Genomic DNA, 25,128 nt, shown 5'->3' with positions numbered 1-25,128 from the left:
TGTGTCACGGTTGCAGATGTTCGGGAACGGCGCGGCGAGATATTTATTCGTAAGACGATCGGGAAAAACAGTGCGATCCATTTTGTTGATATTGTTACCTTGGATTTGTTGTTTTCACGCCAATGCCGAGGCTCCGCCGAACATCGTGCTGATCATGGCGGACGATGTGGGGATTGAAGGCTTGGGGTGCTATGGTGGAGTTTCCTATCGTACGCCTGCGCTCGATGGGCTTGCCCGAGATGGCGTGCGATTCACTCACGCTTACTCTCAGCCGCTTTGCACCCCGACACGAGTGCAGTTGATGACCGGCAAGTACAACCATCGCAACTGGACGTACTTTGGCACGCTTGATCCCAATGAAACAACCTTCGGGCATCGGATGAAGGACGCTGGATACGCGACCGCGATCTTTGGAAAGTGGCAATTGCAATCGTATGACCCGCCTGATTTTCCTGGATCCGATGAAAGGCGAGGTACGGGCATGCATGCCAAGGACACCGGCTTCGATGAGTACGCGCTCTATCATGCGCTCAATACCGAGGACAAGGGATCGCGATATGCGAACCCGACGATGCTAGAGGGAGCCGCGGGCGAAGCTGGTGAGCTGAAAACGTATCCAGGAAAGTTTGGCGAGGACATTTGGGTTGATAAGACGATCGATTTCTTGGGGCGTCACCGTGATCAACCTGCGTTTGTCTATTATCCCATGGCGCTTCCGCACTGGCCCTTTGTACCCACGCCCAACAGCGATGATTGGGATCCCGAAAAGCCGGTGACTGAGTCGCTTGAGTATGCGACTGACATGATTGAGTACATGGACACGGCGATCGGTAACTTGGTTGTTGGGTTAAAGTCGAAGGGTCTGCGTGAGAACACGGTCGTGATTTTCTATAGCGACAACGGAACTCACTTGGACGTTTCGTCGCAGCTATCGGACGGCCGAACAATCAACGGTGGAAAAGGACTGACGCGGCAAACCGGAGTTCATGTGCCGCTGATCGTGTCGTGGCCCGGACACGTCAAACCGGCGGTCGTCGATTCGCTTGTTGATGCGTCGGACTTCATGCCCACGCTACTTGAGCTTGCTGGTAGCAAGTTGCCCGTAGATGTGATGTGTGATGGTGTCAGTTTTGCTGGGCAGCTCTTTGGACGGTCCGATGGGACGCGGCAGTCGGTGTTCTGTTGGTACGATCCTCGCCCTGGGTATGATAAGTCACAGTTTTCGCGAGAGGTGTTTGCGCTGGACCACCAGTACAAGTACTTTCGCGACGGGCGTTTGTTCAAACTGACGGACCGACCTCTAGAGGAATTGCCGATTGATCTTGGCGAAGCAAGCGAACAGGATCGCGCGGCGATCGCAAAGTTAAAGCACGTCATCGATTCGGCCATGGCCGGGGTCGCTGAACCGCCGCTCGTCGATATGTACGGCGAATCAATTCAATCGCAGTGAAGTTAACGCGATCGAAATAAATTTCGAGAACAAAGGGTAGTTGAACAACATGAAGATGATTCTTTCCGCCGTCACAGTTTTTATGGCCGGTTGCACTGGGCAGCGATGGACGTTGTTCGTCGCCTGTTTTGGCGCTGCATTGGTCGGTTGCTTGACTGCCGAATCGAACGTGTCTGCGAAACAGCCGAACGTTTTGATTCTTTACGGTGACGATCTCGGATTTGGGGATCTTGGTTGCTACAACGCCAAGTCAAAGATACCGACACCGAATCTTGATCGATTGGCTACCGAGGGGATGCGGTTTACTGATGGGCATTCTTCATCGGGCATTTGTACGCCAAGTCGATATGCCCTGCTGACCGGGCGACATCACTGGCGTGATTTTCACGGTATCGTCAACGCGTTTGGCGGTTCGGTGTTTAAGCCTGGACGGTTGACGATGGCCGAGATGCTTAAATCGAGCGGTTACCATACCGCGGCCATTGGCAAGTGGCACCTTGGTTGGGATTGGGAAGCAATCAGAAAACCTGGTGCGAAGAAGTTTGGCGAAGGCAGGAACGCGGGTTGGGGACCGGAGGCGTTCGAATGGGATAAGTCGATTCCGGATGGCCCGCTAGCGCACGGATTCGATCATTACTTTGGGGATACCGTCATCAACTTCCCACCATATTGCTGGATCCAAGATGACAAAGTCGTCCGCGCCCCCAGCGCAATCATGGACACATCCAAGTGGAAACCGATCAAGGAAGGAAATTGGGAGTGTCGCCCTGGTCCAATGGATGCAGACTGGGATCCGTACCAAAATATTCCGACTACGACCGAGCGCGGGGTTGAGTTCATCAAGTCGCAAGCGGATCAAGATAAACCGTTTTTCTTGTACTTTGCGTTCCCTGCGCCTCACGCGCCGATCATTCCGAATGATGAATTTGATGGCAAGTCACAGGCTGGGCCCTACGGTGACTTTGTCGTTGAAACGGATGATGCTTGCGGAAAGCTGCTTAGTGCTCTGCAGGAAAGTGGGCAAGCTGAAAACACGATTGTTATCTTTACGGCGGATAACGGTCCCGAGAAATACGCCTACGCTCGTGATCAAAAGTTTGGGCACTGGTCAGCCGAACCACTGAGGGGTTTGAAACGCGATATCTACGAAGGTGGGCATCATGTGCCATACATCATCAAGTGGCCGGGCGTCACGCAAGGCGGACAAGTTTCCGACGCGTTAGTCAGCCAGATCGACTTGATGGCGACTCTAGCGGCAGCACTTGAATTCGACTTGCCCGATGATTCAGCGGAAGATTCGCATAACCTGTTGCCGTTATTGACCGGGGAAACGGATAAGATCCGCACGACTCACATTCACAACACTCGTGAGAATGCCTATGCCATTCGGCACGGCGATTGGTTGTTGATTGATTCGAAAGACGGATACCAGTCTGGTCGCGATCAAGGGTGGGAAGAACGGCATCAATACCCGGCCGATGATGGTCAGCCAGTTGAGCTTTATGATTTGAAGAATGACATTGGCCAGCGGCGTAACTTGGCAGACCAACATCCGGCGAAGGTTGTTGAGATGCAAAAGCTAATCGCCAAAATTCGTGAACAAGGTTATTCCGCGCCTCGACTTGCGGAAGAAACCGTCAGGTGAAGATGGACGCGGATCTTGCGGAAGGATTTTCCAGTCGCGGATTTGCCGTGCTGGAAGATGCGGTTGACGCTTCGACGTGCGAGATGTTGCGAGCGTCGTGTGAACGAGTGTTCGCGGAATCGCAGCAAAGTGCGCTCGCTCGATCGAGTCGTGGTCACGTCTACGCGGCGCGGAATGTGATCACGGCCGTTCCGGTCGTGAAGAGCCTGTGGCGGCAAGAACCGCTGCTAGGGTTTCTGAGGCATTTCTTGGGGGACGAGTTTGGTCTGGTTCGTGTGTTGTTCTTTGACAAGCCGCCCGACCGGACATGGGCGTTGCCATGGCACAAGGACACGGCGATTGCGGTGAAGAACAACTCAATTGAATCGCCGTCGTTTTCGCGGCCAACATTGAAGGCTGGGGTGCCGCATCTGGTGGCCTGTGATTCGGTGCTTGCCCGTATGCTGACACTGCGATTGCATTTGGACGAAGTCACCGACGACAACGGGCCGTTGAAGGTGATTCCGCGGTCTCATGTTTCAAGTTCAAGCGAAGGTGACGGCGCCGGAGCGGCGGTTACGATCTATGCGTCGGTGGGCGGCGTGCTTGCCATGCGGCCGTTGATCAGTCACAGCAGCGGATCATCCGTCCCAGGCACGACTCGTCATCGCCGAATTCTGCATCTGGAATTTTCCGCCGACCGCAGATTGCCCGATGGAGTCGAGTGGCACGAATTTGTGTCGCTGGCAGATTGAACGCTAAATCGATTGGTGTCGAGATCAAGCGTTGGTGGTTCACGGATCAGTGATTGATGTCAATTCGCCAATCATCATAGCGCCGGAAACCGCTTGCCGGTCGGCGCAACGTAGGGGGAAGCTACTGCCCAAGATTTCGTGATGCGTCCGCATGGCGACCTCGGGATCGTTGTTCTTTTCCGACAAGTGGCCGAGGCAGGCCCATCGCAGACGCTGGGGAAGAGCTTGTTTCAAAAGCATGGCGCAGTCGACGTTGGACAGGTGTCCCTTGGGGCCACGAATGCGATGCTTTAGGAATTCAGGGTAGGGGCCTTGGTCCAGCATGTCGGGATCGTAGTTGCTTTCGATCAAGACGGCGTCGAGAGTCGCGATCGTCTCGGCAAGTCCGTTGAAGGCATGACCAAGGTCGGTTAGCAATCCGAATCGATGCTTGGAATCTTGAACCACAAAGACCACGCCGTCGGCTGCGTCATGCGGCGTCGTGATCGTTTCCACTGACACCGGACCAAAGTCAATCGTTTCGCCAGCGGTAAAGTAGCGCACATCGCAAATATGTCCAATTTTGATCCGGCGACGAACTTCGTGGAAGGTCTTTTCAGTGACGTAGACTGGCAGGCCAAACTTGCGATGGAATGTGCCCATGCTAACGGTATGGTCGCGGTGGTCGTGCGAGATCACCAACGCGTCAACGTCGCGGATGTCGCGGCCATGTTCGGCCAGTCGGATTTCAGCTTGGCGGGCACTGATGCCGGCGTCAAAAAGTAACCGAACTCCGTCGGCTTCGACGAAGACACAGTTGCCACTACTTCCTGATTGCAAGGTAATCACTTCCATGCGGTGAAGTGTAACGATGCAGGTGGGGGAAGCGAAAGGCAGAGGCTTGGACTTTTGCTCGATGACTTTTGCTCGATCAGCCGACGCGAGTGGTCGCAATCGTCAGTTCGACATCGCCGAGAGGCAGACCGATGGCGGCAGCGATTTCCTCGGCGGTGTGGCCTTTCATCACCAGTGCCTCAACATCGGCGCGTCGATTGCCAACTGGGTTTGCCGCCGGAGTCGGCGGGGCGACGTTTTGAAGTTCGCTCAGGCGTTGAATCTTGGCGTCGACTTGTCGCAATAGAGTCTGGACGATCACAATTCGCGTGTCGAGTTCGGCCTTTAGTTCTCGCTGGGTGTCGAACAGTGCGACTTGCCACCGCTGGGTTTCAGGGGGGGCATCTGATAACGGCAGTACAGGGGCTTTGGCGTTGCGGATCTTGGCGAGTTCTTTGTTGGCTGCGCGGGTGTCGGCATTGACCCGTTTCCGCATCTTTAGCGTACGACGCGCTAGCACCCAGCCGAGCATCACAAACCCGGCCACAGCCAGAAACTGTGATCGTTGAACATCAGCGATGGCGAGGGGGGCGATAGAAAGGGGTAGGATCCAGTACATACTCATTCGATCGGTTGATCACCCAGGCATCATTCAGTCGGGTTGGCGGAACTCGTATTGAACCGACATCATCAATGGCGTCGATTGTATTGATTGGTCCAGCTATGCTGGACTGGATCATGACTTCACTTACCCCAAATAGCGAAACCAACGGCGCCGAGACCGTGCGTGTGTGGCACGCGACAAGTTCATCGGGGCCCGCCGGACTGATTGAGCAATGTTGCGAAAACTGGTTGGACGAATCCGAACGAGAACGTGCGGCAAGGTTTCGGCAGCCAACCAGCCGGAATCAGCACGTGATCGGTCGAGGAATGGCTCGCCGATTATTGGGCGTCGGTGACACGTCACCCGAGTCGATACGATTTGACGTTGAAGCGTACGGCAAGCCGTTTGTGATCGAGCCTAATGTGGCCCGACGTCCATTCAATGTTGCCCATACCGACGGCTTGGTGATGTGTGGTATCGGCGAACGCTCCGACACCCTTGTGGGGGTCGACGTTGAACGACTAAACCGTCGAACCGATCCGGCGCTGGCCGATCGTTATTTTTCGACACCCGAGGTTGAGTACGTTCATTCGCATTGCAGCGACGAAGACCGACGTTTGGCGTTCTTGAGAGTGTGGACATTGAAGGAAGCATTCATCAAGGCAATCGGAACAGGACTGCAGACACCGCTGGCGGATTTTGCTTTCGAACAGATTGATTCGGATTGTCCCACCATTCGGATGCTTAATCCGAAACTTGAAAGTGATCGGTTGTGGCAGTTCTTTTCGATCACACCACGTCCGGGTTTCATTGGCGCGGTCGCGGTTGCGCCAAGCGAAAAAGTAAAGTCAACGTTCGAGTTGCACTGCTTTGACGAGCTGGTAGGTCAGAGTTAGTTACTGTGATTCGGAGTCCATGGTCAGAATCGTTTGTTCCGTATCCGGCCAGTCGATCCAAACTTTCACTCGCAGGGTTGCGGTTGACTCGATGGTTGCCATCAACGATTGCAGTTGAGCGACTCGTTTGGATGCGGTACGAATTTCTTCGGCTAGTGCGTCGTTGCGGCTTTGTTTGATTTTGATCACCCGTCGGCCCATGGTCGTACGGGCGATTTCGTAGACACCGGAGAGTCGCTGAGCCTCGGTGCTGACCAAGCCTGCTTGATTGGCCAATTGATTGGCGAAGGCTTCGATGCCAGCGTTGGACACCATGTTCCAGGGCATCGACGAATCGAGCCTTCCGGCGAAACGAAGACGGCACTCGAGTTTGCGGTTGCAGCGGATGTCGAACCGAATCCCTAGCGATACATCTTCGTCGTCCGTGCTCGTCAGCACTGCCAGTCCACGAGCACGCCGGATTGCGTTGGCTTCGATGGGTTCGACCCAACCGATTTCGAGGTCGTCGGGAATGTCAAAGTCGATCGCGATGCGCGCGACATTCGGTGGGATCGGTGCGCGAAGATTCCACGTCGGCATCGTGTCGAAGGTTTCGAACGAGAACTTGTAGGGAGGGGCAGCGATTCGCGGGCGGAGGAAAAGGTCGTTGCCGTTGTCGTCGCGAAGTCGGCCGTGGGCAAGCAGTTTGGAATTGGGCGATTGCTGGGCGGATGGTTCCCACTTGATCGACAAGTCCTCGCCACCGGACGTCAGCGCCGCGACGGTCGTTGGTTTGCGAGTGTCGATGATGTGCCAAAGTGCATCGGCAGAGGCTTCCAATTTTAGCGGCACGCTATAGGGAAACGTCAGCGTCAGGCCACTGGCGTTTCGGTTAACCAGCGTGACGCTTGGCTGCTCCTTGTCTTCGCCGTTGGCGGGAAGTTCGATCGGCGGAAGTTCGACGGCAGATTCGATGGGATCCGCGGACGCGGCGATCGCGGTTGATTGTTCGGATTCGGGTGGCGGTTCGGCATCGTCGTCAACAGCATTGTTCATGACAGGGACGGTCGTCGGCGCCAGAGGATCCGAAATCATGTTATCGGCAAGTGCTTGGTTAGTCGTCTCCGGTGCAATCGGGTGTTCTTTTTCGATGGCCGGAGCGAAGCTCTGGGTCGCTGGCATGAATGAGTCGAGTGAGAAGTTGGCGGTCTGCGAGGCGGATTCTTTTTCGAATGTTTCTAGCTCGGCTTCGGTCATCGATTCAAACGACTCGAGTGCTTCGGCAGCGTCGGTGAGGGCCGCTTGCGTTTGAGTCACCGAGTCAGCCGAGAAATCGAAGATGTCCGACTGCGGCGCAGCGCGTTTCGAGGCTGGTTTTGTGTCCGTCGTCGCGACGGGTTGTTCTTGGTTGATTTGCTGGACGACGTAAACGCTGCCTGCAACGCAGCCCGCGATGGCCAGTGCGGCTAGCGATCGGCTTAGCAGTTTGGATGGACGCGTGCGTGACACGGGAAGATCGGGTGTGTCGCGCTGTTGTTCGGGAACGATTAGGTCGGGTTCGCTTTGGATAGCGGGCTCGTTGCCAAGGATTGAATGGCGGAATCGATCAATGTGAACTTGGGACGTGCTTGAAAGTGATGTTGGTAAAACGAGCGTGTCGGTTGCAACGTGTTCGTTCCAAATCAATTGGCCGTTGTCGTTCAATGCGCAATCGGACGCATTGACTGGGCCGATCGGTTGTTGGGTTCGTGACTCGTGATCGGCGGCGATATTGGCTAGCTGCTCGCACCAGTCGTGGACGACTTCGATGGGGGGGATTCCTAATCGATGGATCACGGACGAGAGCAGTTCGGGATCGGCTGGCTCAGTGTTGGGTGTCGCAAGACGCGACGAAACCGCTGTGGAAGGCATGTCGCCAGATTCGTAGCCGAGTGAGTCCAAGTCGATTTTCAGCAGGAACTCGGTCGCTTCGTCGGGCGTCAGTTCACCTGATTTAATCTTCTCGAGGGTCGATTCGATTGTTTTTCGATCGAGCACCGGTTCGGTCCATGGGAGAGTGTGACTTTAAACAAAGTGGGAAAACAATCGGATTTTATCGGATTGGCGGGTGCGTCTGAGTTACGGTCCGCAAAGTTTTCCTATGCCGATCTAGCGGAATAACCAAACGTTGGAGGTCGGTCGTGCCGATAAATCCGTTTGGAGCGGTTGTTCTCTGTGGCTGGCCGATCGGATTTGGATTCTCGATCGACCGCGAAGGCCCAGGTGAAAGCCGTTTCGCCAGGTAAAACACCGGCCCATAGTGAGGCGGAGACGTTTGCGATGCAACGAATGACTCAAATGAAATCAATCACAATCTTGGTCGCCGCAGTGACATTGGTCATATGCGTATCCGCAGAGAGCCGACAAGCCTCTGCACAACCTCCTCGCGTTTTGAACGCCGATCTGGATTATGAAGCCAGCGGCTTTGTGATGCCTGCTAAGGGCCAGATGCCACCAGGAGCGATTGCGGGACTGACGACGTCAGGCCCTGTCCAAAGAGCCGGATATGCGGGCCAAGCCGGTCCCGGCTATGTGCCACCCATGTCGGGCGCACCCAATAACGGCATGCCGATGGCGGCAACGCCCATCAACGGCTATGCCAGCGGCCAAGCAACGGCTCAGGCCATGCAAGCCGGCGGATACGGTCCCCAAGGATCGGTTCAGCAAGTTGGTTTTCTGCAAGGCGGCGGCTGTGATAGCTGTGGTCCTGGCGGATGTGACAGCATGTGCGGCGACGCTTCATATGGACAATCGTATGGCGGGCCAATGTACGGTCAGCAAATGCAGTATGGCGGATGCGACGGAGCCTGCGGAGGAATCTGTGGCGGCACTGGTGCCTGCGGCATGGGTGGCGGTTCGGTTCTGTCGAGCGGCGGCGTGCTCGGCAAAATTTACGGCGACGATTCATGCGGTGGTTGCGGCATGGACGGCTGTGGAAGCTGTGGCGGATTGTCGAAGCTGCGTCACATCTGCATGTTCTGTCGCGGCGAAGGCTGTGAAGCTTGCCAAATGTTCCGCGGACGATCATTGATGGGATTGCTTGGGGCACTACGGCCTTACAGCAAAGCTGGCAAGGCGGCCCAACGCTGGTACGACATCTCTGCTGAAGCCCTGTTCATGGATCGGTCGGGATCGACCGGCGGTGGCGGGATCATCACTCAGCGTGGTCCGGGCCCAGGCGGAGTCGCGGTACTGCGAGGCAGTGACGCGATCAACAGCGATATCGAGCCTGGTGTTCGATTGTCAGCGGCTTTGATCTTTGGTGTCGGTGGTAACATCGAAGCGACCTACTTTGGTGGCTTGGAATGGGACGGATCAGCATCCGTATCATCGCCAGCGACCTTGATCGCCAACCCGACTTTCGACCCGCTGGCCACGTCAGGTCCGGATAGCTTTCCATTCGCAATCACCAGTGGAGCAGACCTTTACTCCTTCATTAGTGATTTTGGTGTCGACCCGGCCGGCGGGTTCGACGACACCGACCGATCGATTTCACAATCGGTGACCAGCCATGCGACGTTCAATAGTGGCGAAGTCAGCTATCGACGCCGAACGGTTGGACCGTACAACCGCTTCCAAGGTTCTTGGTTGGCCGGTATGCGTCACCTTCGCTACAACAATCGCATTGGTTTGGACATCGTTGGTCTGAACAACGACGGAACCAACGCGACACTGACCGACGGTACCCAACGGTTCTTTAGCTCGCGGGACACCATCGAGAACAGCATGTTCGGTGGTCAGATCGGTGGCGACCTTTGGTACACCATGACACCTGGCATCCAAATGGGTGTCGAGCTGAAGGGGATGTGGATGAAGAACGAAGCACGTCGCAACTACACCGTATCGGCAAACTCGATTGCCGGTGGTGGTCCCGGGACGGTCAGCGACTCGTATCGTGAGGACAACGGCACCTTGGCCTTGGAATTCTCGACTCAGTTGGTTTATCGCCTCAGCCATTCGTGGTCCTTTCGATCCGCCTACTACCTGGTTGCGATCGACGAAGTGGCTAGCCCCGAGCTGAACGGTACATTCCTGAAAGATGTCGTCGATTCGCCATCCAGCGTTGGTCGACCAGGGATGAACTTCGAATCGCTGACACTGAACGGGTTCACTTTCGGTGCTGAATACCTTTGGTAGCAAAAATTCCCTGGTCGATTGATCAGGGGAGAAAAGAATCCAACAAATAACGAAGAGCCCGCTTCCAGGCATCGCTGGAAGCGGGCTTTTTTGCGTTTCGTCGGTAATTCATCGGATTCTGAAGGAATTGGTGCCTGTTCGAATGTGCGCCTATTGTTGGTCCTTGGCAAAGGTTCAAGTGATTTTGAGGGTTCGATCGGGAACTTTGCTCAAGGTTCGGCGTCCCAAACAGTGCGATTCGTTGACACTCTCGGGGGTGCAAGTAGAATCGCAGACGCAACTTATCAAACCCTCGCAGCTTGCCCATTTTTCCTGCTTCCGAATGGGAAGGCACTGGTCCGAATAAGACGGCAAAGGCCATTTGGCAAATGACAGCGAAACTTTAGGCCGATGTTTGTCTAAGAAGCCTAAAGCCTTTGGTTCTGTTTAGACCATTCAGCAGTCAGATAATCATCGCTTTCGAGCGACTTTTCTGGCAAAATTAAACTAGTGACTCCGTTCATCCACCCAAGTCGATCGGTCCAGCGCCCGCAGGCGGTTGTTGGTCTTCAGTTTGGTAGAGACCCTCGATGATCAAACGAAACGATTCGAAGAAATCGAAACTTACCAGCCACAATGCTCCCGAGCGGACCAAACGTGAGCGCGCCAAAAAACGGCGTCTCACGCTGGAAGGGCTGGAGAGTCGCCAATTGATGGCGGTGATGACTGGCCTTCCTTCGCAGCCGGCACCGACCGACCTGCCGGAGTACACGACGCCTCGAAATATCGGGACAGTCGCTGCTGCTTCGTATTTCGAATCCGAAGGCACGTCGCTGACTGGCGCGAATGACCAGCGTTCCAACGCGGACTTCATTCCGTTGGGAACCGGCGCCGGTCAGGAAAACACCATCGATGTGGTTGGATCGCTGCCGATTACGACAACGACTGGTAATCCCAGCGGATTTTCGTCTGACCTCGATACGTTCTCGTTCGATTTGCGAGCGGGCGACATTCTTGACATCGCGACCAGTGGATCGGCAGGTCAGTTTTCGATCATTAATTCACGCGGCAGTCAGTTGTTGACCAGCCAAGTGTTGGTCGGTGGATTGCACTTTCCATTACAAACGGTCGGTAACGCCAACGGGACGATGGTCATTCCCGAAGACGGACGTTATTTCATGACCGTTGGTTCGGCAGGTCTTGCTAACGCCTACACGGTCGGACTGCGAACCTATCGCCCGGTCACCGAGCAACTTTCAGTCGGTGATGCGCAAATCATGTACCTCGACTTCGAGGGTGGTGTGATCGACAACAACATCTTCAACGAAGATTTGTTGGTGCCCGGCTTGCCAACATTCGGTTTCACAGTCGTACCAAGCTTTGAAGATTCGCTGCCGTTCCTGGGATTGGAATTTGGCGATATTGCCACGGCCAACCGGATCACGACCGCCGTTTATGACGACGTCGTTCGGGTCTTCAATGACCTTGGCGACATTTCGACGAACACGAATGGCGACTTCACGAAGACCGGTGTTCCTGGTGATTACGGGATTCGAATTCTTTCGAGCCGCTTCCAGGCACCCGATGGTTCGTACCCGCATCGTGATTGGTTCAACAGCAACTCTGACGATCCGCGGATCACTCGCCTGTTGGTCGGTGGCACTGGGTTAGACATTGGTGTCCCGGGTGTTTACGGGATCGCTCAGTCGGTGGACGTTGGTAACTTTGACCTGAGCGAATTTGGTATTTTTGCGCTCGACGGTTTCCAAGGTTCGTTGCTTGGTTTCCCAATCGCACCAGCGGCAAGCGAAGTGGATGCGACCATCCAGTTCTTGTCCAGCGTGATTTCGCACGAAGCCGGTCATACGTTCGGTATGTTGCACACGGTCAACACAAATTCAATTGCTACGATCGCGGATGCCGGCGGAACGCTGTTGGCCAATGCAAATAACTTGGGCGTTGGTCTAGACGGAATTTTTGGCACGCTCGATGACGTTAAGCCACAGTTCCGCGATGACTTCTATGCACCTGAGGTTTATGCCGGATTCAACCGTGTTACTGCGGCGCTTACCCACGCCTTGTCGACCGGTACCCAAGGTGGTGTCGGGCAAACCGGTCGCGTCTTCAATGATGTCAACCGAAACGGGGCCGACAACAACGAAGCGGGCTTGGCCGGTGTTACCGTCTACGCCGACGTCAACAACAACTCGGTATTCGACGCCAGCGAAGCAAGCGCCGTCACGGGTTCGGATGGATCATTTTCGCTGACGTTGCCGCCTGGAACGGTCAACATTCGCGCGATCACGCCGGCAAACTTTACAGCGACCACAGCGACTTCGATTTCCAGCAGCAGTAGCTCGATCAAGTTTGGTTTCAGCCAAGTGGTCGCGAACATCACCGGTACCACGTTCATTGACAACGATGGTGACGGAATTCGGGATGCGTCGGATGGTGGCCTGGCGAACGTCTATGTTTACGCCGATTTGGACGGCGACAATCGTCCTGACCTTGGCGAGCCAAGCGGCAAATCAGCCGCTAACGGCACGTACTCGATCAATTTTCCAGGCCCAGGCACGTATACGATTCGAGTGGTGACGCCGGCCGGTTTTGAGCAAACGTTCCCTGATTTGGATTCACCGACTCTTGGTGAGCACACTGTTACCTTCGACGGGACATCGCTGACCGACAACTTCAACTTCGGTTTCTTGTCGTCGAGCGACTACGGCGATGCACCTGATTCGTACGGTACGACCGTCGGCGCTAATGGTGCCAGTCACGGCATCGTCAGCGGCTTGACGATTGGTGCCAACATCGACCGTGAACTGAGCGGTTCACCATCGGTTTTGGCAAATGGCGACGACACGACCGGCGTGATCGATGACGAAGACGGCGTGCAATTGCTTTCGCCGCTTGGACCCGGCGACAGCGCCACGTTCAACGTTACAGTGACCAACACGACGGGCTTGCCCGCATTCTTGCAAGGCTTCATTGACTTCAACCGTGACGGCGACTTCTTGGACAGCGGCGAACATTTCGCCACCAACCTGCCAGTCGCTTCCGGCACTGTCGCTCAAGCGATGCCGGTGAACGTGAATGTTCCTGTCGGTGCTAGCGTCGGAACGACCTATGTCCGGTTCCGTTTGAGTCAGACATCGGGCGTAGGACCAACCGGTTTCGTGACGACGGGCGAAGTCGAGGATCACTCGTTTCCGATTTTGAACGCTGCTGAAATTGCTAACGATGATACATTCTCGGTGGCTCGAAACACGTTGTCGAACAACCTGGATGTCTTGGCGAACGACTTCCAGACGGCTGACAACCCACTTGTGATCGAAACTCTGAACACGTCCGGGACGGTCGGCCAAGTCGTTCGGTCCAACGATCGCAAAACGATTTTCTACACTCCACCGAACGGTTTCACCGGTCGCGACGTGTTCACGTACACCGTTCTTGATCAATTCGGAACACGTTCGACCGCCACTGCGGTTGTGAACGTCACGTTCCAATCGAACGTTCCCATTGCGGTCGACGATTCATTCGAAATCGCCCAGGATTCGTCGCAACGTCCATTGAACGTTCTCGATAACGACGTGCCTAGCCTTTCTGGTGGTATCTCGATTACCAGCGTGACGCCGGGCACCAACGGTGGCACGATTCAGATCATTGGTGGCGGTCAGTCGCTACGGTACACGCCGCAACCTGGGTTTACCGGCACCGAAGAATTCACCTACAGCATCCAAGACTCGGCTGGTTCGGTCAGCAGTGCGACCGTCACGGTCAACCTGTTGCCAGGTACTCGCAGCGATGACGTGGTAGCGTTCTCGATCGAGATTTTTGACCCTGTCGATATTGCAACCCCGATCACGAATGTCCAAGTCGGGCAAGAGTTCTTGGTGCGAGTTTCCGTCGAAGACCTGCGTGCTTTTGCAAATCCCGAAGGCGTCGCGTCAGCATTCCTTGACCTGCTTTACACCGATGAATTGGTGTCAACGCTGGACACCGACGGCAGCGACGACTTCCCGTTCGACATCACGTTCGGGCCACTGTTTTCGCGAGCCGATGGATTGCAACGAGCCAATGCTCAGACTCCTGGTTTGATCGACGAAGTCGGTGGAGTTCAGCAGATCACCGGCCAAGTTGCGTTCGACGGACCGGCTGAATTATTCACGGTTCGCATGAAGGCAGTTTCGCCAGGTGTGGCTCAGTTCTTATCTAACCCAGCCGATGACGCGGAAAGCGAAACTACGGTTTTGGCTTCGGACGTTGCGTTGTTGGTCCGACAACTGCGATTGGGTAAGACTGAATTGTTGATCGTTCCTACAAACGATAACTTCACGTCTGCGATCGATGATTCGTTCCCCGAAGGACGTGATAGCAACGGCCAATTGATCAACGCCAATACGATTACCCGCAGCGTCATCGATGTCCTTGCCAATGATAACTTGGGGCCAACCGGAACGATCCGCGAGTTCGGGTTGGTGACCAGCCCATCACTCGGTAACGTCTTTATCGATGACAATGGGACACCAGACAACCTGAATGATGACTTCTTCAGTTATCGTGCGAACTCGAATGCGAACGGTTTAGAACGGTTCACTTATGTGGTCGTGACCGAGGACGACATTCGCAGCACCGCCGAAGTCACGATGGCGCTTGGTAATGCGGTTGCCAACGCGGATGTTGCGATTGACTTCTCATTGGTGGGTGCTGATGGTGTCACGCCAATCACCAATGTGAGTGTCGGCGATCGTTTCGGCATTCGTGTCGATGTCGAAGACCTGCGTCAACTCGGGTCGACTTATGTCTTTGCCGGTTACTTGGACGTGCTTTACAGCCAAGGCATCATTCGTCCGGCCAACACGGTTACGGGTGACGAGTACAATTTTGATGTTGCGTTTGGTCCAGGGTTCGAAGCAGATGCCGGTGTCGGTACAGCATCGCGATTGGGCATCATTAACGAATTTGGAACGCTGCTGTCCAACGGTGCGACGGGTTCCAACCCGGCTCGTTTGGCAACGTTGTTCTTCGATGCGATCGCACCAGGGCAAGCCGAAGTTGTTGGCTCGCCAGCGGATTCGTTCCCATTCCAAGACACGTTGCTGTTCAACGAAGATGAACCTGTTGACGTTTCGAAAATTCGTTACGACAGCCTTGTCATCAACGTTGGCGGATCAGTACCGGCTAACCAAGCGTTTCAGAATCCAACCTTGGCTCAAGACGTCAACAATGACGGTTTAGTTTCGCCGATCGACGCTTTGTTGGTCATTAACGCGATGAGCCGGTTGAGTTCGGTATCGGGCGAAGGTGAAGTCGCGGGAAGCACATCGCTACCTCAGGTCTTCATCGACGTTAACGGCGATAACCGTGTCTCGGCTCTCGACGCGCTGCAGGTCATCAATTATCTGGCTCGTCAATCCAATAACTTAGCGGCCGGCGAAGGTGAAGCGGTTGCTCAGCAGTTGGTCGGGCAGTCAGGATCTACGCCAACGGACTTGTCGTCGGATTTGGCTAGCGATGCAGTCTTCGCTGACCTGAGCGGCGATGATTTGATCGTCGACGCATCGGCGGGTAGCTCGTCGGCCGTGTCATCGTCAATCGTGTCGGTTGACAGCGAAAGCGACGATGCCGAAGACGGCTCGATCGATGTCCTTGATCTGCTTGCCGATGACGTTTCGAACCTCTGGGCCTAAACCTCGAGGTTGTTTCGTCGCTCGGTGATTCGTGACTTTGACGCAGCACAACTTTGAAACTTCGCAACTGGGTCCGGCAGGACCCAGTTGATTCAGGATGCGTCAGTTGCTTCGCACGTGATCGAGTGCATCCATGGTGCTGTTTCGGCGGCCAGGAAAAAAGATCCGCACACGATCAGCATGCCGCCGGGCGTCACCGCTTGCAGTCCAGCTTGGCAGGCTTGGATGGGATCGTCGTTGACGACTGCGATTGGTCGAAGAGAGTCGGGCATCTGCGCCATCAGTTCGGCCGTTGGTCGCCAGCGTGGATTTCCGTTGAAGCGAGTGATTTGGATTCGTTTCAAATCAATGTGCTTGGCCAGTTCGGCAATCTGTTCCAGCATCGGGCCGGATGATTTGTCGATGCTGGTGCCAAAAACGATTGCGACGGGGCCGGTGGTAGCTCGGCGTTTGAGCGTCTGGCACAAAGCGGCGATGGAGTCTTCGTTGTGAGCTGCATCGATGATGCCAGTTGTTTTTTCCGATAGCGCATAGCGTTGGATTCGTCCATCGCATCGCAGATTGGCTAACGCGCCCGCGATGGTGGCATCAGTGATGTCGGCACTCTTGATGTCACCGCGAATGACAGTTGGCAGGCGGTTTCGTAGGACTTGCACGATGGCGATCGCCATTGCTGCGTTCCTGGCTTGGTGCTCGCCTTCCATTGCGACATGGGCGGCCAGAGTCTTGCCTAGCGGGTTCGTTCTTCCATGGAATGTGATTTGGGATCCCCAAACCGGATTGGGCTGCCAATCCAGGGTAAAGTCGCGACCTATTTTCAACAGCGGCGAGTTCTTCTCCGCCGCAATTCGTTCGATCACTTCGGCGGGTTCGTCCGCTCGCACGCCACTGATCACCGGCACGCCGGGTTTGATGATGCCTGCTTTCTCTGTGGCGATTTGGGCCAGCGTATCGCCCAGGACATGTTGATGATCGAGCCCGATCGACGTGATCGCCGTCACATCGGGCCAGCACACATTGGTGCTGTCCAGTCGCCCCCCCAGGCCGGTTTCCAGAACCACGGCGTCGCAGCCGCTGTGATGGAAATGGAGCAGCGATAGGGCGGTCGTTAGCTCGAAGAACGATCCCGCACCGATACCATCCGACATCAAGGCTTCGTCGACCGGTCGAACTTGATCGACCAGCGAAATCAGTTCGTTGGGGTGACAGATTTGGCCGTCGACTCGGAACCGCTCTTCCAATTGTTGCAGGTGAGGCGAGGTGTAGAGTCCCGTTTTCAGGCCCGCCGCGGTCAAAGCTGCCGCAACCATCGACGCGGTCGATCCTTTGCCTTTTGTCCCCGCTAGGTGGATGACCGCAGGCTTAGACGCCCGTTCGATATCAGACGTCCGTTCGGCGGCGGATGCCAGTTTGGTTACGGGTGCCAGTTCGATAAAGTGCCCCAGCCCCAGTCGGCCCAGCAGTTCTCGCATCCTCGTTAGTCGGAACGGGTACCGCGACGTGCCGGTAGTCAACCGCTCGTAATCGATCCGGTCGTACAAAAAACCGAGGGCATTCTCGTAATCAATTTTATCCCTGCCAGAGGAGGCCGGCGTGGATTCGTCGTGGCGAGTCGGCTGGGTCAACGTCGTATCGCACAAGAAGGAAAGAAGCATCGGTGTCGCAAACGCCGATTGCGCCCATCATGACTGATTTTGCGTACTTTGGACAATCGGCAAGGGGACAATCCGGCCGCGAATTGCCTCGGAGACTGTGGTTTGGTCTTTCGAGCCGTAAACTTTTCGAACCGTTGTCCCGGCCGCCCCGTAGCGTACAGACCGGTACCTTTCCATCATTGATACACAGTTCTCTTTCTAGAAGCTTGCCCGTGGATAACGAAGCAACCGCGGTCGCTGAGGCCCAAAACAACGCCTCATCGCAGACCCAACCCAACCCGACTGACTCGGGTGTCGTCATCGAGACTCGCAACCTGAGCAAGATATATCGCGACTTTTGGGGCCGTAAAAAGGTTCACGCCCTCAAATCGCTTGATATCGAAGTCAAGAAAGGCGAGATTTTTGGCCTGCTTGGTCCCAACGGTTCGGGAAAATCGACCACGATCAAGCTGATTCTGGGATTGTTGTTCCCCACCAGTGGCCGCGTTCTGGTCTTCGACAAAGACGCGACCGAAACCAGCAAGAACGAACGGATTGGGTATCTGCCCGAAGAATCGTATCTTTACAAGTTCTTGACCGCCGAAGAAACGTTGGACTTCTATGGTCGATTGTTCGACATGTCCAGCGCTGACCGGAAACGTCGCGTCGCCGAACTGATCGATTTGGTCGGTTTGAAGGGTGCCAAACACCGCCAGCTTCGCGAATACAGTAAGGGGATGACCCGCCGCGTCGGTTTGGCCCAAGCTCTGATCAATGATCCCGACTTGATTCTGTTGGACGAACCCACGACGGGCCTCGACCCGATCGGGACCCGCGAGATGAAGGACTTGATCCTGGCTCTTCGTGACCAAGGAAAAACCATTCTGTTGTGCAGCCATCAGTTGGCGGACGTTCAAGACGTTTGCGATCGGGTTGCGATTTTGCACCAAGGCGAATTGAAGGAGCTCGGTCGTGTGTCTGAACTGTTGAAGGTTCAGGACGTTACCGAAATTCACGCCACTGGTTTGGACGACGCGACGAAGGCCGAGATTGCTGAGCTGATCGCTCGTAAGGGCGGCGCGGTCAAGTCGATCGACAATCCGACCGCCACAATGGAAGACTTGTTCTTGAACATTGTTCGTGAAAGCGAAGCTCGGCCTGGTGCTCGCCGCGTGACCAGTTCGCCCGATCAATCTGGGGATGCCAACAGCCCTAACCAAGAGGGCGGTCAATGACGCTTCAGCCGGATGATTTTTGGTCGTTCTACGAATGGTTGCTACGGCCGAATGCCTTTTTAGAAAGTGCGGCGCTACAGGGCATCGTGCTATTGGTTCTGGCGATCGTGCTGGGGTTGCTGATCGGCTATGTCGTGTCCGCAGCTCGGTACGGACCAGTCGAAGGATTTTACGCGGTCGCGCGAGTGATTCGCGATTTGATCCGTTTTGACTTGCCGGGGACTTCATGCCGCCGCATCTACGCGCTGGCAAGATTGGCGTTCAAGGAAGCGATTCGTCGCCGCGTGTTGTTCGTCGTCGGGTTGTTCTTGGTCGTGTTGCTGCTAGCGGGTTGGTATTTGAACCCCGACAGTAACGATCCCGCCCGTTTGTACATTAGCTTTGTTTTGACGGCGACGAATTACCTGGTGCTCGCGCTCGCGTTGTTCATCAGTGCGTTCTCATTGCCCGCCGAAATTAAAAGCAAAACGATCTACTCGATCGTTACCAAACCTGTGCGTCCGACTGAAATCGTGCTCGGCCGCATGCTGGGTTTCATTGGCGTCGGTACGTTGGTTTTGATCCCAATGGGATTGGCGAGTTACCTGTTCGTGAGTCGCGGACTTCGGCACACTCACGAGGAAGTCGTTGATGTCGAAGAGCTAAGTAGTGGTCGCTTGGTCGGCGAAACCGATTACGTCCGCAACCACAAGCACAGCTTCACAATCGATCCCGATGCCGATGGGCAAGGGTTGACTGACAATGTGCGTGGTCACCAGCACGTGGTGACTCGCAAAGATGACGGGTCGTTCGTGATTGGACCGCCTACCGGGGCGCTGCGAGCACGAATTCCTTCGTATGGCGATATTCAGTTCTATGATCGTCGCGGCGAAGCTAAAGACGCTGGTATCGACGTCGGTAACGAGCAGTTGGCCGGTGGATACGGCAGTGCGGGTGTGTCTCGCTTGATCGGTTTGTCGCGTGGGGCACTGAAAGCCGAACACGGCTACGTCGAGGGTGGAACGCTGGGCAAGGCCGAGTACACGTTCTCGAACGTGACGCCAGCACGATACGGCGAAGGCATTTCCGTTGACTTGTCGGTGCGAGCTTATCGTTCTTACAAAGGTGACATTGAATCGGGCATCCGTGGTTCGATCACGATGAAGCACCCGACAAAAGAAATCGAAACCAACCCGATCGCATTCGTGGTCGACGAGTACACGGTGGACGAAAAAGTCCTGCCACTCGAAATGGAAGGCACGGACAACAACGAGACTCGTGTCTTGAGCGTGTTCGACGATTTAGTTGACGAAAACGGTCAACTGAAAATCGTCGTTCGCTGTCTCGACCGTAGCCAGTATTTGGGAATGACCCGCAGTGGTGTTTACTTGCGTCCGGCCGAGAACCCGTTCTGGTGGAATTTGGTCAAAGCGTACATGTCGATCTGGTTACAGATGACGATGGTGATCGCATTCGGCGTCATGTTCAGTACGTTCCTGAGTGGTCCTGTGGCGATGGTGGCGACGTTTGTTTGTGTCTTGTTGGGCTTTTCCGCCGAACAGGTTTACGACACGCGTCACTACATCGACGAGGGGATTTCGCGTGGTGGTGGGCCTGTTGAATCGTTGGTTCGGCTGCTTCGCCAAGATGCGATGACAACCGAATTGGACGTTGATTCGATCGCGGCTGGCGTGATCAAGACAACCGATGCTGGAATCGTCTACACGCTTGACGCGATCGCAACGGCGTTGCCGAACTTGCCCAAGATGCTCGGGACGGCGGAATACGCTGCGAGTGGATTTGATATTTTTGGTGCGTTGCTGCTGCGACACGCATTTGCCACCTTGGGCTATGTCCTACTGGCTTTCATTGTTAGTTACTTCTTCCTGAAATCGCGTGAGATCGCGGCATGAATCGTACGACTACTCTTCGTCGAAAACTCATCTACTTGGTCATTCTTGTTGCCATGTTGATCCCGCTGTATTTGCTGGGACAACCTGCTGGCGGCAAGGGCGACTTTGGTGGCGAGCTTTCTGAAATGCGGATCAAGTACAACATCGCTGAAAGCGATCTGGGCGAGATCAGTCCGGCCAGTGAAACGATGAAGCTTGCTTCGCTCGGCTTGCGAGGCGTTGCGGCAACCTTGTTGTGGAACAAGGCGCACGAATACCGTGTCAAGCACGAATGGGATCGCTTGAAAGCGACCTTAAACAACATCGCTCTGTTGCAGCCTCACTTCGATAAAGTTTGGGAACACCAAGCTCACAACTTGGCCTACAACGTTTCGAGCGAGTTCGATGATTATCGTCAGCGATATGAAATGGTCCGCGAAGGTACCGAGTTCCTGACTCGTGGTGTTCGTCAAAATCGCAACGCTCCCCGTTTGATTTGGTACACCGGTTGGTTCTATGGATCAAAGATGGGAATGTCGGACGAGAAGGTTCAGTTTCGGCGTCTGTTTTCGGATGACGAAGTATTGCACGAGGAACTTCTGACGGAAAACATTGCCGTTGACAGCCCAGAGGCTCGCGGTCCGCTCGGCAAGCCTGATAATTGGTTGGTTGGTCGTTTGTGGCTAAACCGCGGTTACGAAATGGTCGATGCAGGAGTCAAAATTCGCCGTCAAACGCCGATCAACTTCTATGAAACAGGACCAAAATGGCGTTTCCAACACGCCGAAGCGATCGAGAAAGAAGGTATCTTGGACGAACGTGCCCAGAATGCGTGGGAAATGGCAGCGGAAGACTGGAGCTCGTTCGGAAACCGCAGCATCCCGACGACCTCGCCTTTCACGATCAAGTTGGATCAGCTCGACGTGCTCGAGCGACAAAAAGAAGAGAAGATCGAGCAGTTGCGCGAGCTAGTCAAGGAAGAATTCGACGCGGAAACAAAGCGGCTTTACGACGCTTTACCTGAGGTGTTGAAGGAGACCTACAACAAGCCTCGCGAAGAAATGACCCACAACGACAAAGAGATGTACGTCTCGATCAAGGGTGGCTTGGTTCCTAATTTGCCCGCACTCGCCCGTGCGGCTGATCCGGCGGTTCGTTTGCGAGCGATTGAAATCGTTGGTGAACTGGATGACTTGGAAGAACGGTTGATCAAGACTCGTGGTTACAGGACCCAGATCAACTATCCGTACTGGAAGTCGCTTGCGCAGGCCGAGCAAGAAGAACGTACGGTCAGAGCAAGACGTCTGATCTATGAGGCCGAAAAAGCCAACGAGGATGCAGAACTCGACAAGGCAATCGCGTTGTATGAAGAATCGTTTGCCGTTTGGGCAGAAATTTTCGACGACTATCCGTTGTTGACGGTCGATGATACGGCCCAAGACTTGTTCGAGTCGCTCAAGCGTTACTCGATTGCGATCGACAGCGAAGAGATGCCTGAAGACTTTCCGCTGCGGACGTTTGTTGAGCTAATGGGCGAATACGGGCAGATCGATTCGCACATGTACACCGAGATCCAAGCCCAAGCGGAAGAGGCCATGCTGGCGCGGAAAAAGGAATTAGCGGAAGAGGAACGCTTGCTCGAAGAAGCTGCCAAGGCAGAAGAAGAGAAGGCGAGAATGGAGAAAGCTGAATCCGAAAAAGCTGCCAAAGCAAAAGAGAAGGAGGCGGCTGATAAAGCGGCAAAAGAAAAAGTTGAGAAAGAGAAGGCTGATGCCGAGCCTAAGGCTGACGATTCCGACAAGCCAGAAGCTGAATCGCCGAACAGCGAAAATGATTCGGGCGAAGAAGCTTCGGATGCAGAAGGCTCTGATGAGTAAGGGGTAGGTAGCCAATTGCGGCGGGATTCATCGTCGTCGAAAGCGAGTTCCCAGTTCTGAGTATATTTTTTGACAGGATAAAGTGACGATGGACGCAATGGATATTCTTGGTGCTCTGCTGGGGAACAAGGCGGGATCGGGCGGAGCCAGTGGTGCAGTCTTGAAGGACATTTTGGGCGGGGAAAAACGTCCGGCTCCGAGTGAACCATCACGCCCCCATCCCAAAGCCTACTCACCAAGAACCATTGACGATGCGGCAAAGAGTTTGGAAGACCTGCTTGGTGTCAGTCACGGCCATCACCAACAGCAACGCCAAGCTCCGCAATCGAAGGCTCGCACTCCTCAGGCTCAGCCCGCGCCTGAGCCACAGTCATCCGCGACGCCGTCCTGGACGACGGCCGAGACCGAAGCGATGAACGAGCAATCGAAGATTCTCGTGCGTGCGATGGTCAATGCAGCAAAATCGGATGGTCAGATTACTCGAGAAGAACAGGACAAGATCCTGAAGCAACTGGATCACGTTTCGCAGGAAGAAATCGCTTTCCTGCGCGCCGCGTTTGCGGAAAATGTTGACGTCAAAGACTTCACTTGGTCGGTCCCACTGGGATTGGAAGAACAGGTCTATACGGTCTCGCTGATCTCAATTGATTTGGACGAGCAAAAGGAAGCCAACTATTTGGCCGACCTCGCTCATGGTCTACGACTTGACCCTGCCCGTTGCAACCAAATTCACCAGAGCTTCGGCGCGCCGGTGATTTTCAAGGCCTAAGCATCCGCTGGGACTGATGTGCCAGCGATACAGTCGATTAATAAACCGGGACGCGAGCGATGAGCCAGTTGGACGAGATAGGCGACGCGGATGGTTGGCGTTGTTGGCTGTGTGATGAACCGGTCGATCCGGATATGCCGTCGAACGATCCGCGAGGGGCCAGTGTTGACACGCGGATCACGAAGGCTCGAGTCAAGAAGATGAAGAAGGACAAGACGCCCATTCCGCCCGAGCGTTTGGCTCACAAAGGCTGTAACACTGGCAAGGGTGCCGTCGATCCTGTGATCGTTTGGCCAGATCATTTGATTGTGGTCGATCCCGCGCCGATCATCGCAACGGCTGAACGTTTGGAACGAAAGGGTGGTCGCGAAGCGATGGCTCGTTGTCCCACCGATGGCGATGCGCAAGCTGCAGCTCAGTGGTTGATTGACCGGTTGTCGAGGCTTTGCCCTGGACTATCGGTGAAATCGAAGATCGATCGATCGGGCGGCCAGTTTTTGGTCAGTCTCTATGTATGACAACTTGTTTGTCTCGGCGAGATAGCGCCGTCGAATTCGAGTTTGCGGCATTAAGCGGCGTGGCGAACTGGGTTGACGAACAACGGTGTGTTCTGCTCGGCGACGCGGATTGGTTTGAGAGCTGCTTCATTGATGTTGGCGACTAACGCGCTGTATTCGATCGCAAGACGTTTGCCTTCGTAGGATTCGGGCGATTCGTGGCTCATCTTGTCAGCAATGCGGTCGGCTCTGCGTCGCAATCGATAGTCGTGGTAGACGGCGACGGCTTCGCGAAGTTCGTCCATGTGTGCTGAATCGACACCAGCGCCGCTGGTCAGGTCGCTTAGCATGACCGACACCGCGCTTTCCGACATGAAATGTTTCAGTTCGTCATTGCGCCGTCCATCCAGGCTAATCACGACATAGGGGATGTCGCCGTCGTAAGGGCGGTTGGTTTCGGCGTGGACAAGCCTTCCACCGGAAATGACGTGGGTTCTCAAAATCCGACGCTCGTCTTCATCGTCTTGCATCATCAGTGCAAAGTTTGCGACTGGAATGGTTGATCCGGGACGTGCGAACGTGATCGACTCGGTTGCGCGGAACGCTGCCCTGCGATCAAAGAGGCTCTCGCCCAATCGGCCAACTAATTTCGCAATTGCCGACGCACCATGAAGTTGCAATCCGGCCGCGGCGAACAATGGCATGCCTGCAGCATCCGCCAAAATTTGACCGAATCGTTCGAGTTCATCACCGGGGAACTCGTCGAACCCAAACTTGATCGTCAGCGACGAGTTGCGCTGGGTCAGTGCCGATGTGTAGAACACCACTGGTGTTCCAAACTCGTCGGCGTGCGGCGTCGAGAACCCTGTCCGCGGGCAGACGTCTTTGCGCATCATGTTGATGGCCGTCGACGCTTCGCTCAGCACCGGCGAACTTTTAATTGCCGAGGTCACGATCATGTCGGACGAGCGGTGAAACAAATTGCGTTTGGGATAACGACCGGTGTAGATGTGGCGAATTTCAATCGTCAGCGGCTTGCCGATTCCGATAGCTTCGAATGGCGTTCGTGTCGCAACGGGCGAAACCATCGGGCCGCGCAGATCGGCGGCAGTCAATCGCCCGGTTGAAAAGTCGATCGACGCGTCGGCGGGTGCTTTCATTGCCGACCTGGCAAAGCTAGCGAATTCACCACTTTCAGTCTTGGCTTGAATTTCGTTTTCGTCGATCAACGCGCCTCCATAGGCGTAGAACATTCCCATCGAGTTTGCCTTGCTTTTCG

Annotated in this window: 16 protein-coding genes; 11 read left to right on the top strand and 5 right to left on the bottom strand. The window is 55.0% G+C overall.

Features of this window, described 5'->3' with window-relative positions; genetic code table 11:
- The first annotated feature begins 70 nt into the window (after window positions 1-70).
- Genes Poly59_RS02610 through Poly59_RS02600 form a run of 3 tightly spaced genes read left to right on the top strand, consistent with a single transcriptional unit; the run spans window position 71 to window position 3,829 of the window.
- Entirely contained in the window at window positions 71-1,450 is a 1,380-nt protein-coding gene (locus Poly59_RS02610) for a sulfatase-like hydrolase/transferase (RefSeq protein WP_246151326.1), read from the top strand.
- Between the two features lie 55 nt (window positions 1,451-1,505).
- Entirely contained in the window at window positions 1,506-3,095 is a 1,590-nt protein-coding gene (locus Poly59_RS02605; protein WP_146533211.1) for a sulfatase family protein, read from the top strand.
- 2 nt (window positions 3,096-3,097) lie between these two features.
- Window positions 3,098-3,829: a phytanoyl-CoA dioxygenase family protein gene (locus tag Poly59_RS02600; protein WP_146533210.1), complete on the top strand. Its 732-nt coding sequence runs from the start codon at window positions 3,098-3,100 to the stop codon at window positions 3,827-3,829.
- 39 nt (window positions 3,830-3,868) lie between these two features.
- On the opposite strand, the gene Poly59_RS02595 is transcribed toward Poly59_RS02600, so the two are convergent.
- Together Poly59_RS02595 and Poly59_RS02590 are read right to left on the bottom strand one after the other, a co-directional pair.
- The gene (locus Poly59_RS02595) at window positions 3,869-4,663 is read right to left on the bottom strand and encodes an MBL fold metallo-hydrolase (protein WP_146532498.1); all 795 of its coding nucleotides are present in this window, start codon (window positions 4,661-4,663) and stop codon (window positions 3,869-3,871) included.
- 76 nt (window positions 4,664-4,739) lie between these two features.
- Window positions 4,740-5,267, bottom strand: a complete 528-nt coding sequence (locus tag Poly59_RS02590) for a hypothetical protein (RefSeq protein WP_186775973.1) — start codon at window positions 5,265-5,267, stop codon at window positions 4,740-4,742.
- A 68-nt stretch (window positions 5,268-5,335) separates the two neighbouring features.
- On the opposite strand from Poly59_RS02590, the gene Poly59_RS02585 reads away from it, so the two are divergent.
- The gene (locus tag Poly59_RS02585) at window positions 5,336-6,142 is read left to right on the top strand and encodes a 4'-phosphopantetheinyl transferase family protein (protein ID WP_146532497.1); all 807 of its coding nucleotides are present in this window, start codon (window positions 5,336-5,338) and stop codon (window positions 6,140-6,142) included.
- On the opposite strand, the gene Poly59_RS02580 is transcribed toward Poly59_RS02585, so the two are convergent.
- Window positions 6,143-8,158, bottom strand: a complete 2,016-nt coding sequence (locus Poly59_RS02580) for a prolipoprotein diacylglyceryl transferase (RefSeq protein WP_146532496.1) — start codon at window positions 8,156-8,158, stop codon at window positions 6,143-6,145.
- A gap of 300 nt (window positions 8,159-8,458) precedes the next feature.
- On the opposite strand from Poly59_RS02580, the gene Poly59_RS02575 reads away from it, so the two are divergent.
- Complete coding sequence (locus tag Poly59_RS02575; protein ID WP_146532495.1) at window positions 8,459-10,297, top strand: hypothetical protein; 1,839 nt, start codon at window positions 8,459-8,461, stop codon at window positions 10,295-10,297.
- 569 nt (window positions 10,298-10,866) lie between these two features.
- Window positions 10,867-15,966, top strand: a complete 5,100-nt coding sequence (locus Poly59_RS02570; RefSeq protein ID WP_146532494.1) for an Ig-like domain-containing protein — start codon at window positions 10,867-10,869, stop codon at window positions 15,964-15,966.
- 92 nt (window positions 15,967-16,058) lie between these two features.
- Here Poly59_RS02570 and Poly59_RS02565 read toward each other — a convergent pair whose 3' ends face one another.
- Window positions 16,059-17,621: a bifunctional folylpolyglutamate synthase/dihydrofolate synthase gene (locus tag Poly59_RS02565; RefSeq protein WP_146532493.1), complete on the bottom strand. Its 1,563-nt coding sequence runs from the start codon at window positions 17,619-17,621 to the stop codon at window positions 16,059-16,061.
- Between the two features lie 212 nt (window positions 17,622-17,833).
- On the opposite strand from Poly59_RS02565, the gene Poly59_RS02560 reads away from it, so the two are divergent.
- The 5 genes from Poly59_RS02560 to Poly59_RS02540 all read left to right on the top strand — a co-directional run bounded on the left by Poly59_RS02560 (window position 17,834) and on the right by Poly59_RS02540 (window position 23,870).
- Window positions 17,834-18,835 carry an ABC transporter ATP-binding protein gene (locus Poly59_RS02560; protein ID WP_390621417.1) on the top strand — a complete coding sequence of 334 codons (1,002 nt, stop codon included), beginning with the start codon at window positions 17,834-17,836 and terminating at the stop codon, window positions 18,833-18,835.
- Entirely contained in the window at window positions 18,832-20,727 is a 1,896-nt protein-coding gene (locus Poly59_RS02555; protein ID WP_146532491.1) for an ABC transporter permease, read from the top strand. The genes Poly59_RS02560 and Poly59_RS02555 overlap by 4 nt, the downstream gene beginning before the upstream one ends.
- The gene (locus tag Poly59_RS02550) at window positions 20,724-22,583 is read left to right on the top strand and encodes an IRE (iron responsive element) (RefSeq protein ID WP_146532490.1); all 1,860 of its coding nucleotides are present in this window, start codon (window positions 20,724-20,726) and stop codon (window positions 22,581-22,583) included. The genes Poly59_RS02555 and Poly59_RS02550 overlap by 4 nt, the downstream gene beginning before the upstream one ends.
- Before the next feature lie 88 nt (window positions 22,584-22,671).
- Entirely contained in the window at window positions 22,672-23,352 is a 681-nt protein-coding gene (locus Poly59_RS02545; RefSeq protein WP_146532489.1) for a tellurite resistance TerB family protein, read from the top strand.
- Between the two features lie 59 nt (window positions 23,353-23,411).
- Window positions 23,412-23,870 (top strand): hypothetical protein, encoded by a 459-nt coding sequence (locus tag Poly59_RS02540; protein WP_146532488.1) that lies wholly within the window; start codon window positions 23,412-23,414, stop codon window positions 23,868-23,870.
- Between the two features lie 50 nt (window positions 23,871-23,920).
- Here Poly59_RS02540 and Poly59_RS02535 read toward each other — a convergent pair whose 3' ends face one another.
- Window positions 23,921-25,108, bottom strand: a complete 1,188-nt coding sequence (locus Poly59_RS02535) for a hypothetical protein (protein WP_146532487.1) — start codon at window positions 25,106-25,108, stop codon at window positions 23,921-23,923.
- Window positions 25,109-25,128 lie beyond the last annotated feature (20 nt).

The sequence above is a fragment of the Rubripirellula reticaptiva genome, assembly GCF_007860175.1.
In the GTDB taxonomy this organism is placed as follows: Bacteria; Planctomycetota; Planctomycetia; order Pirellulales; family Pirellulaceae; genus Rubripirellula; species Rubripirellula reticaptiva.
This window is presented reverse-complemented; position numbering and strand designations above follow the sequence as displayed.

Coding starts and splice junctions, on each gene's coding strand:
- Poly59_RS02605 (WP_146533211.1), top strand. CDS start 1,506: ATGATTCTTTCCGCCGTCACAGTTTTTATGGCCGGTTGCACTGGGCAG.
- Poly59_RS02600 (WP_146533210.1), top strand. CDS start 3,098: ATGGACGCGGATCTTGCGGAAGGATTTTCCAGTCGCGGATTTGCCGTG.
- Poly59_RS02595 (WP_146532498.1), bottom strand. CDS start 4,663: ATGGAAGTGATTACCTTGCAATCAGGAAGTAGTGGCAACTGTGTCTTC.
- Poly59_RS02590 (WP_186775973.1), bottom strand. CDS start 5,267: ATGAGTATGTACTGGATCCTACCCCTTTCTATCGCCCCCCTCGCCATC.
- Poly59_RS02585 (WP_146532497.1), top strand. CDS start 5,336: ATGGCGTCGATTGTATTGATTGGTCCAGCTATGCTGGACTGGATCATG.
- Poly59_RS02575 (WP_146532495.1), top strand. CDS start 8,459: ATGAAATCAATCACAATCTTGGTCGCCGCAGTGACATTGGTCATATGC.
- Poly59_RS02570 (WP_146532494.1), top strand. CDS start 10,867: ATGATCAAACGAAACGATTCGAAGAAATCGAAACTTACCAGCCACAAT.
- Poly59_RS02565 (WP_146532493.1), bottom strand. CDS start 17,621: ATGCTTCTTTCCTTCTTGTGCGATACGACGTTGACCCAGCCGACTCGC.
- Poly59_RS02555 (WP_146532491.1), top strand. CDS start 18,832: ATGACGCTTCAGCCGGATGATTTTTGGTCGTTCTACGAATGGTTGCTA.
- Poly59_RS02550 (WP_146532490.1), top strand. CDS start 20,724: ATGAATCGTACGACTACTCTTCGTCGAAAACTCATCTACTTGGTCATT.
- Poly59_RS02545 (WP_146532489.1), top strand. CDS start 22,672: ATGGACGCAATGGATATTCTTGGTGCTCTGCTGGGGAACAAGGCGGGA.
- Poly59_RS02540 (WP_146532488.1), top strand. CDS start 23,412: ATGAGCCAGTTGGACGAGATAGGCGACGCGGATGGTTGGCGTTGTTGG.
- Poly59_RS02535 (WP_146532487.1), bottom strand. CDS start 25,108: ATGGGAATGTTCTACGCCTATGGAGGCGCGTTGATCGACGAAAACGAA.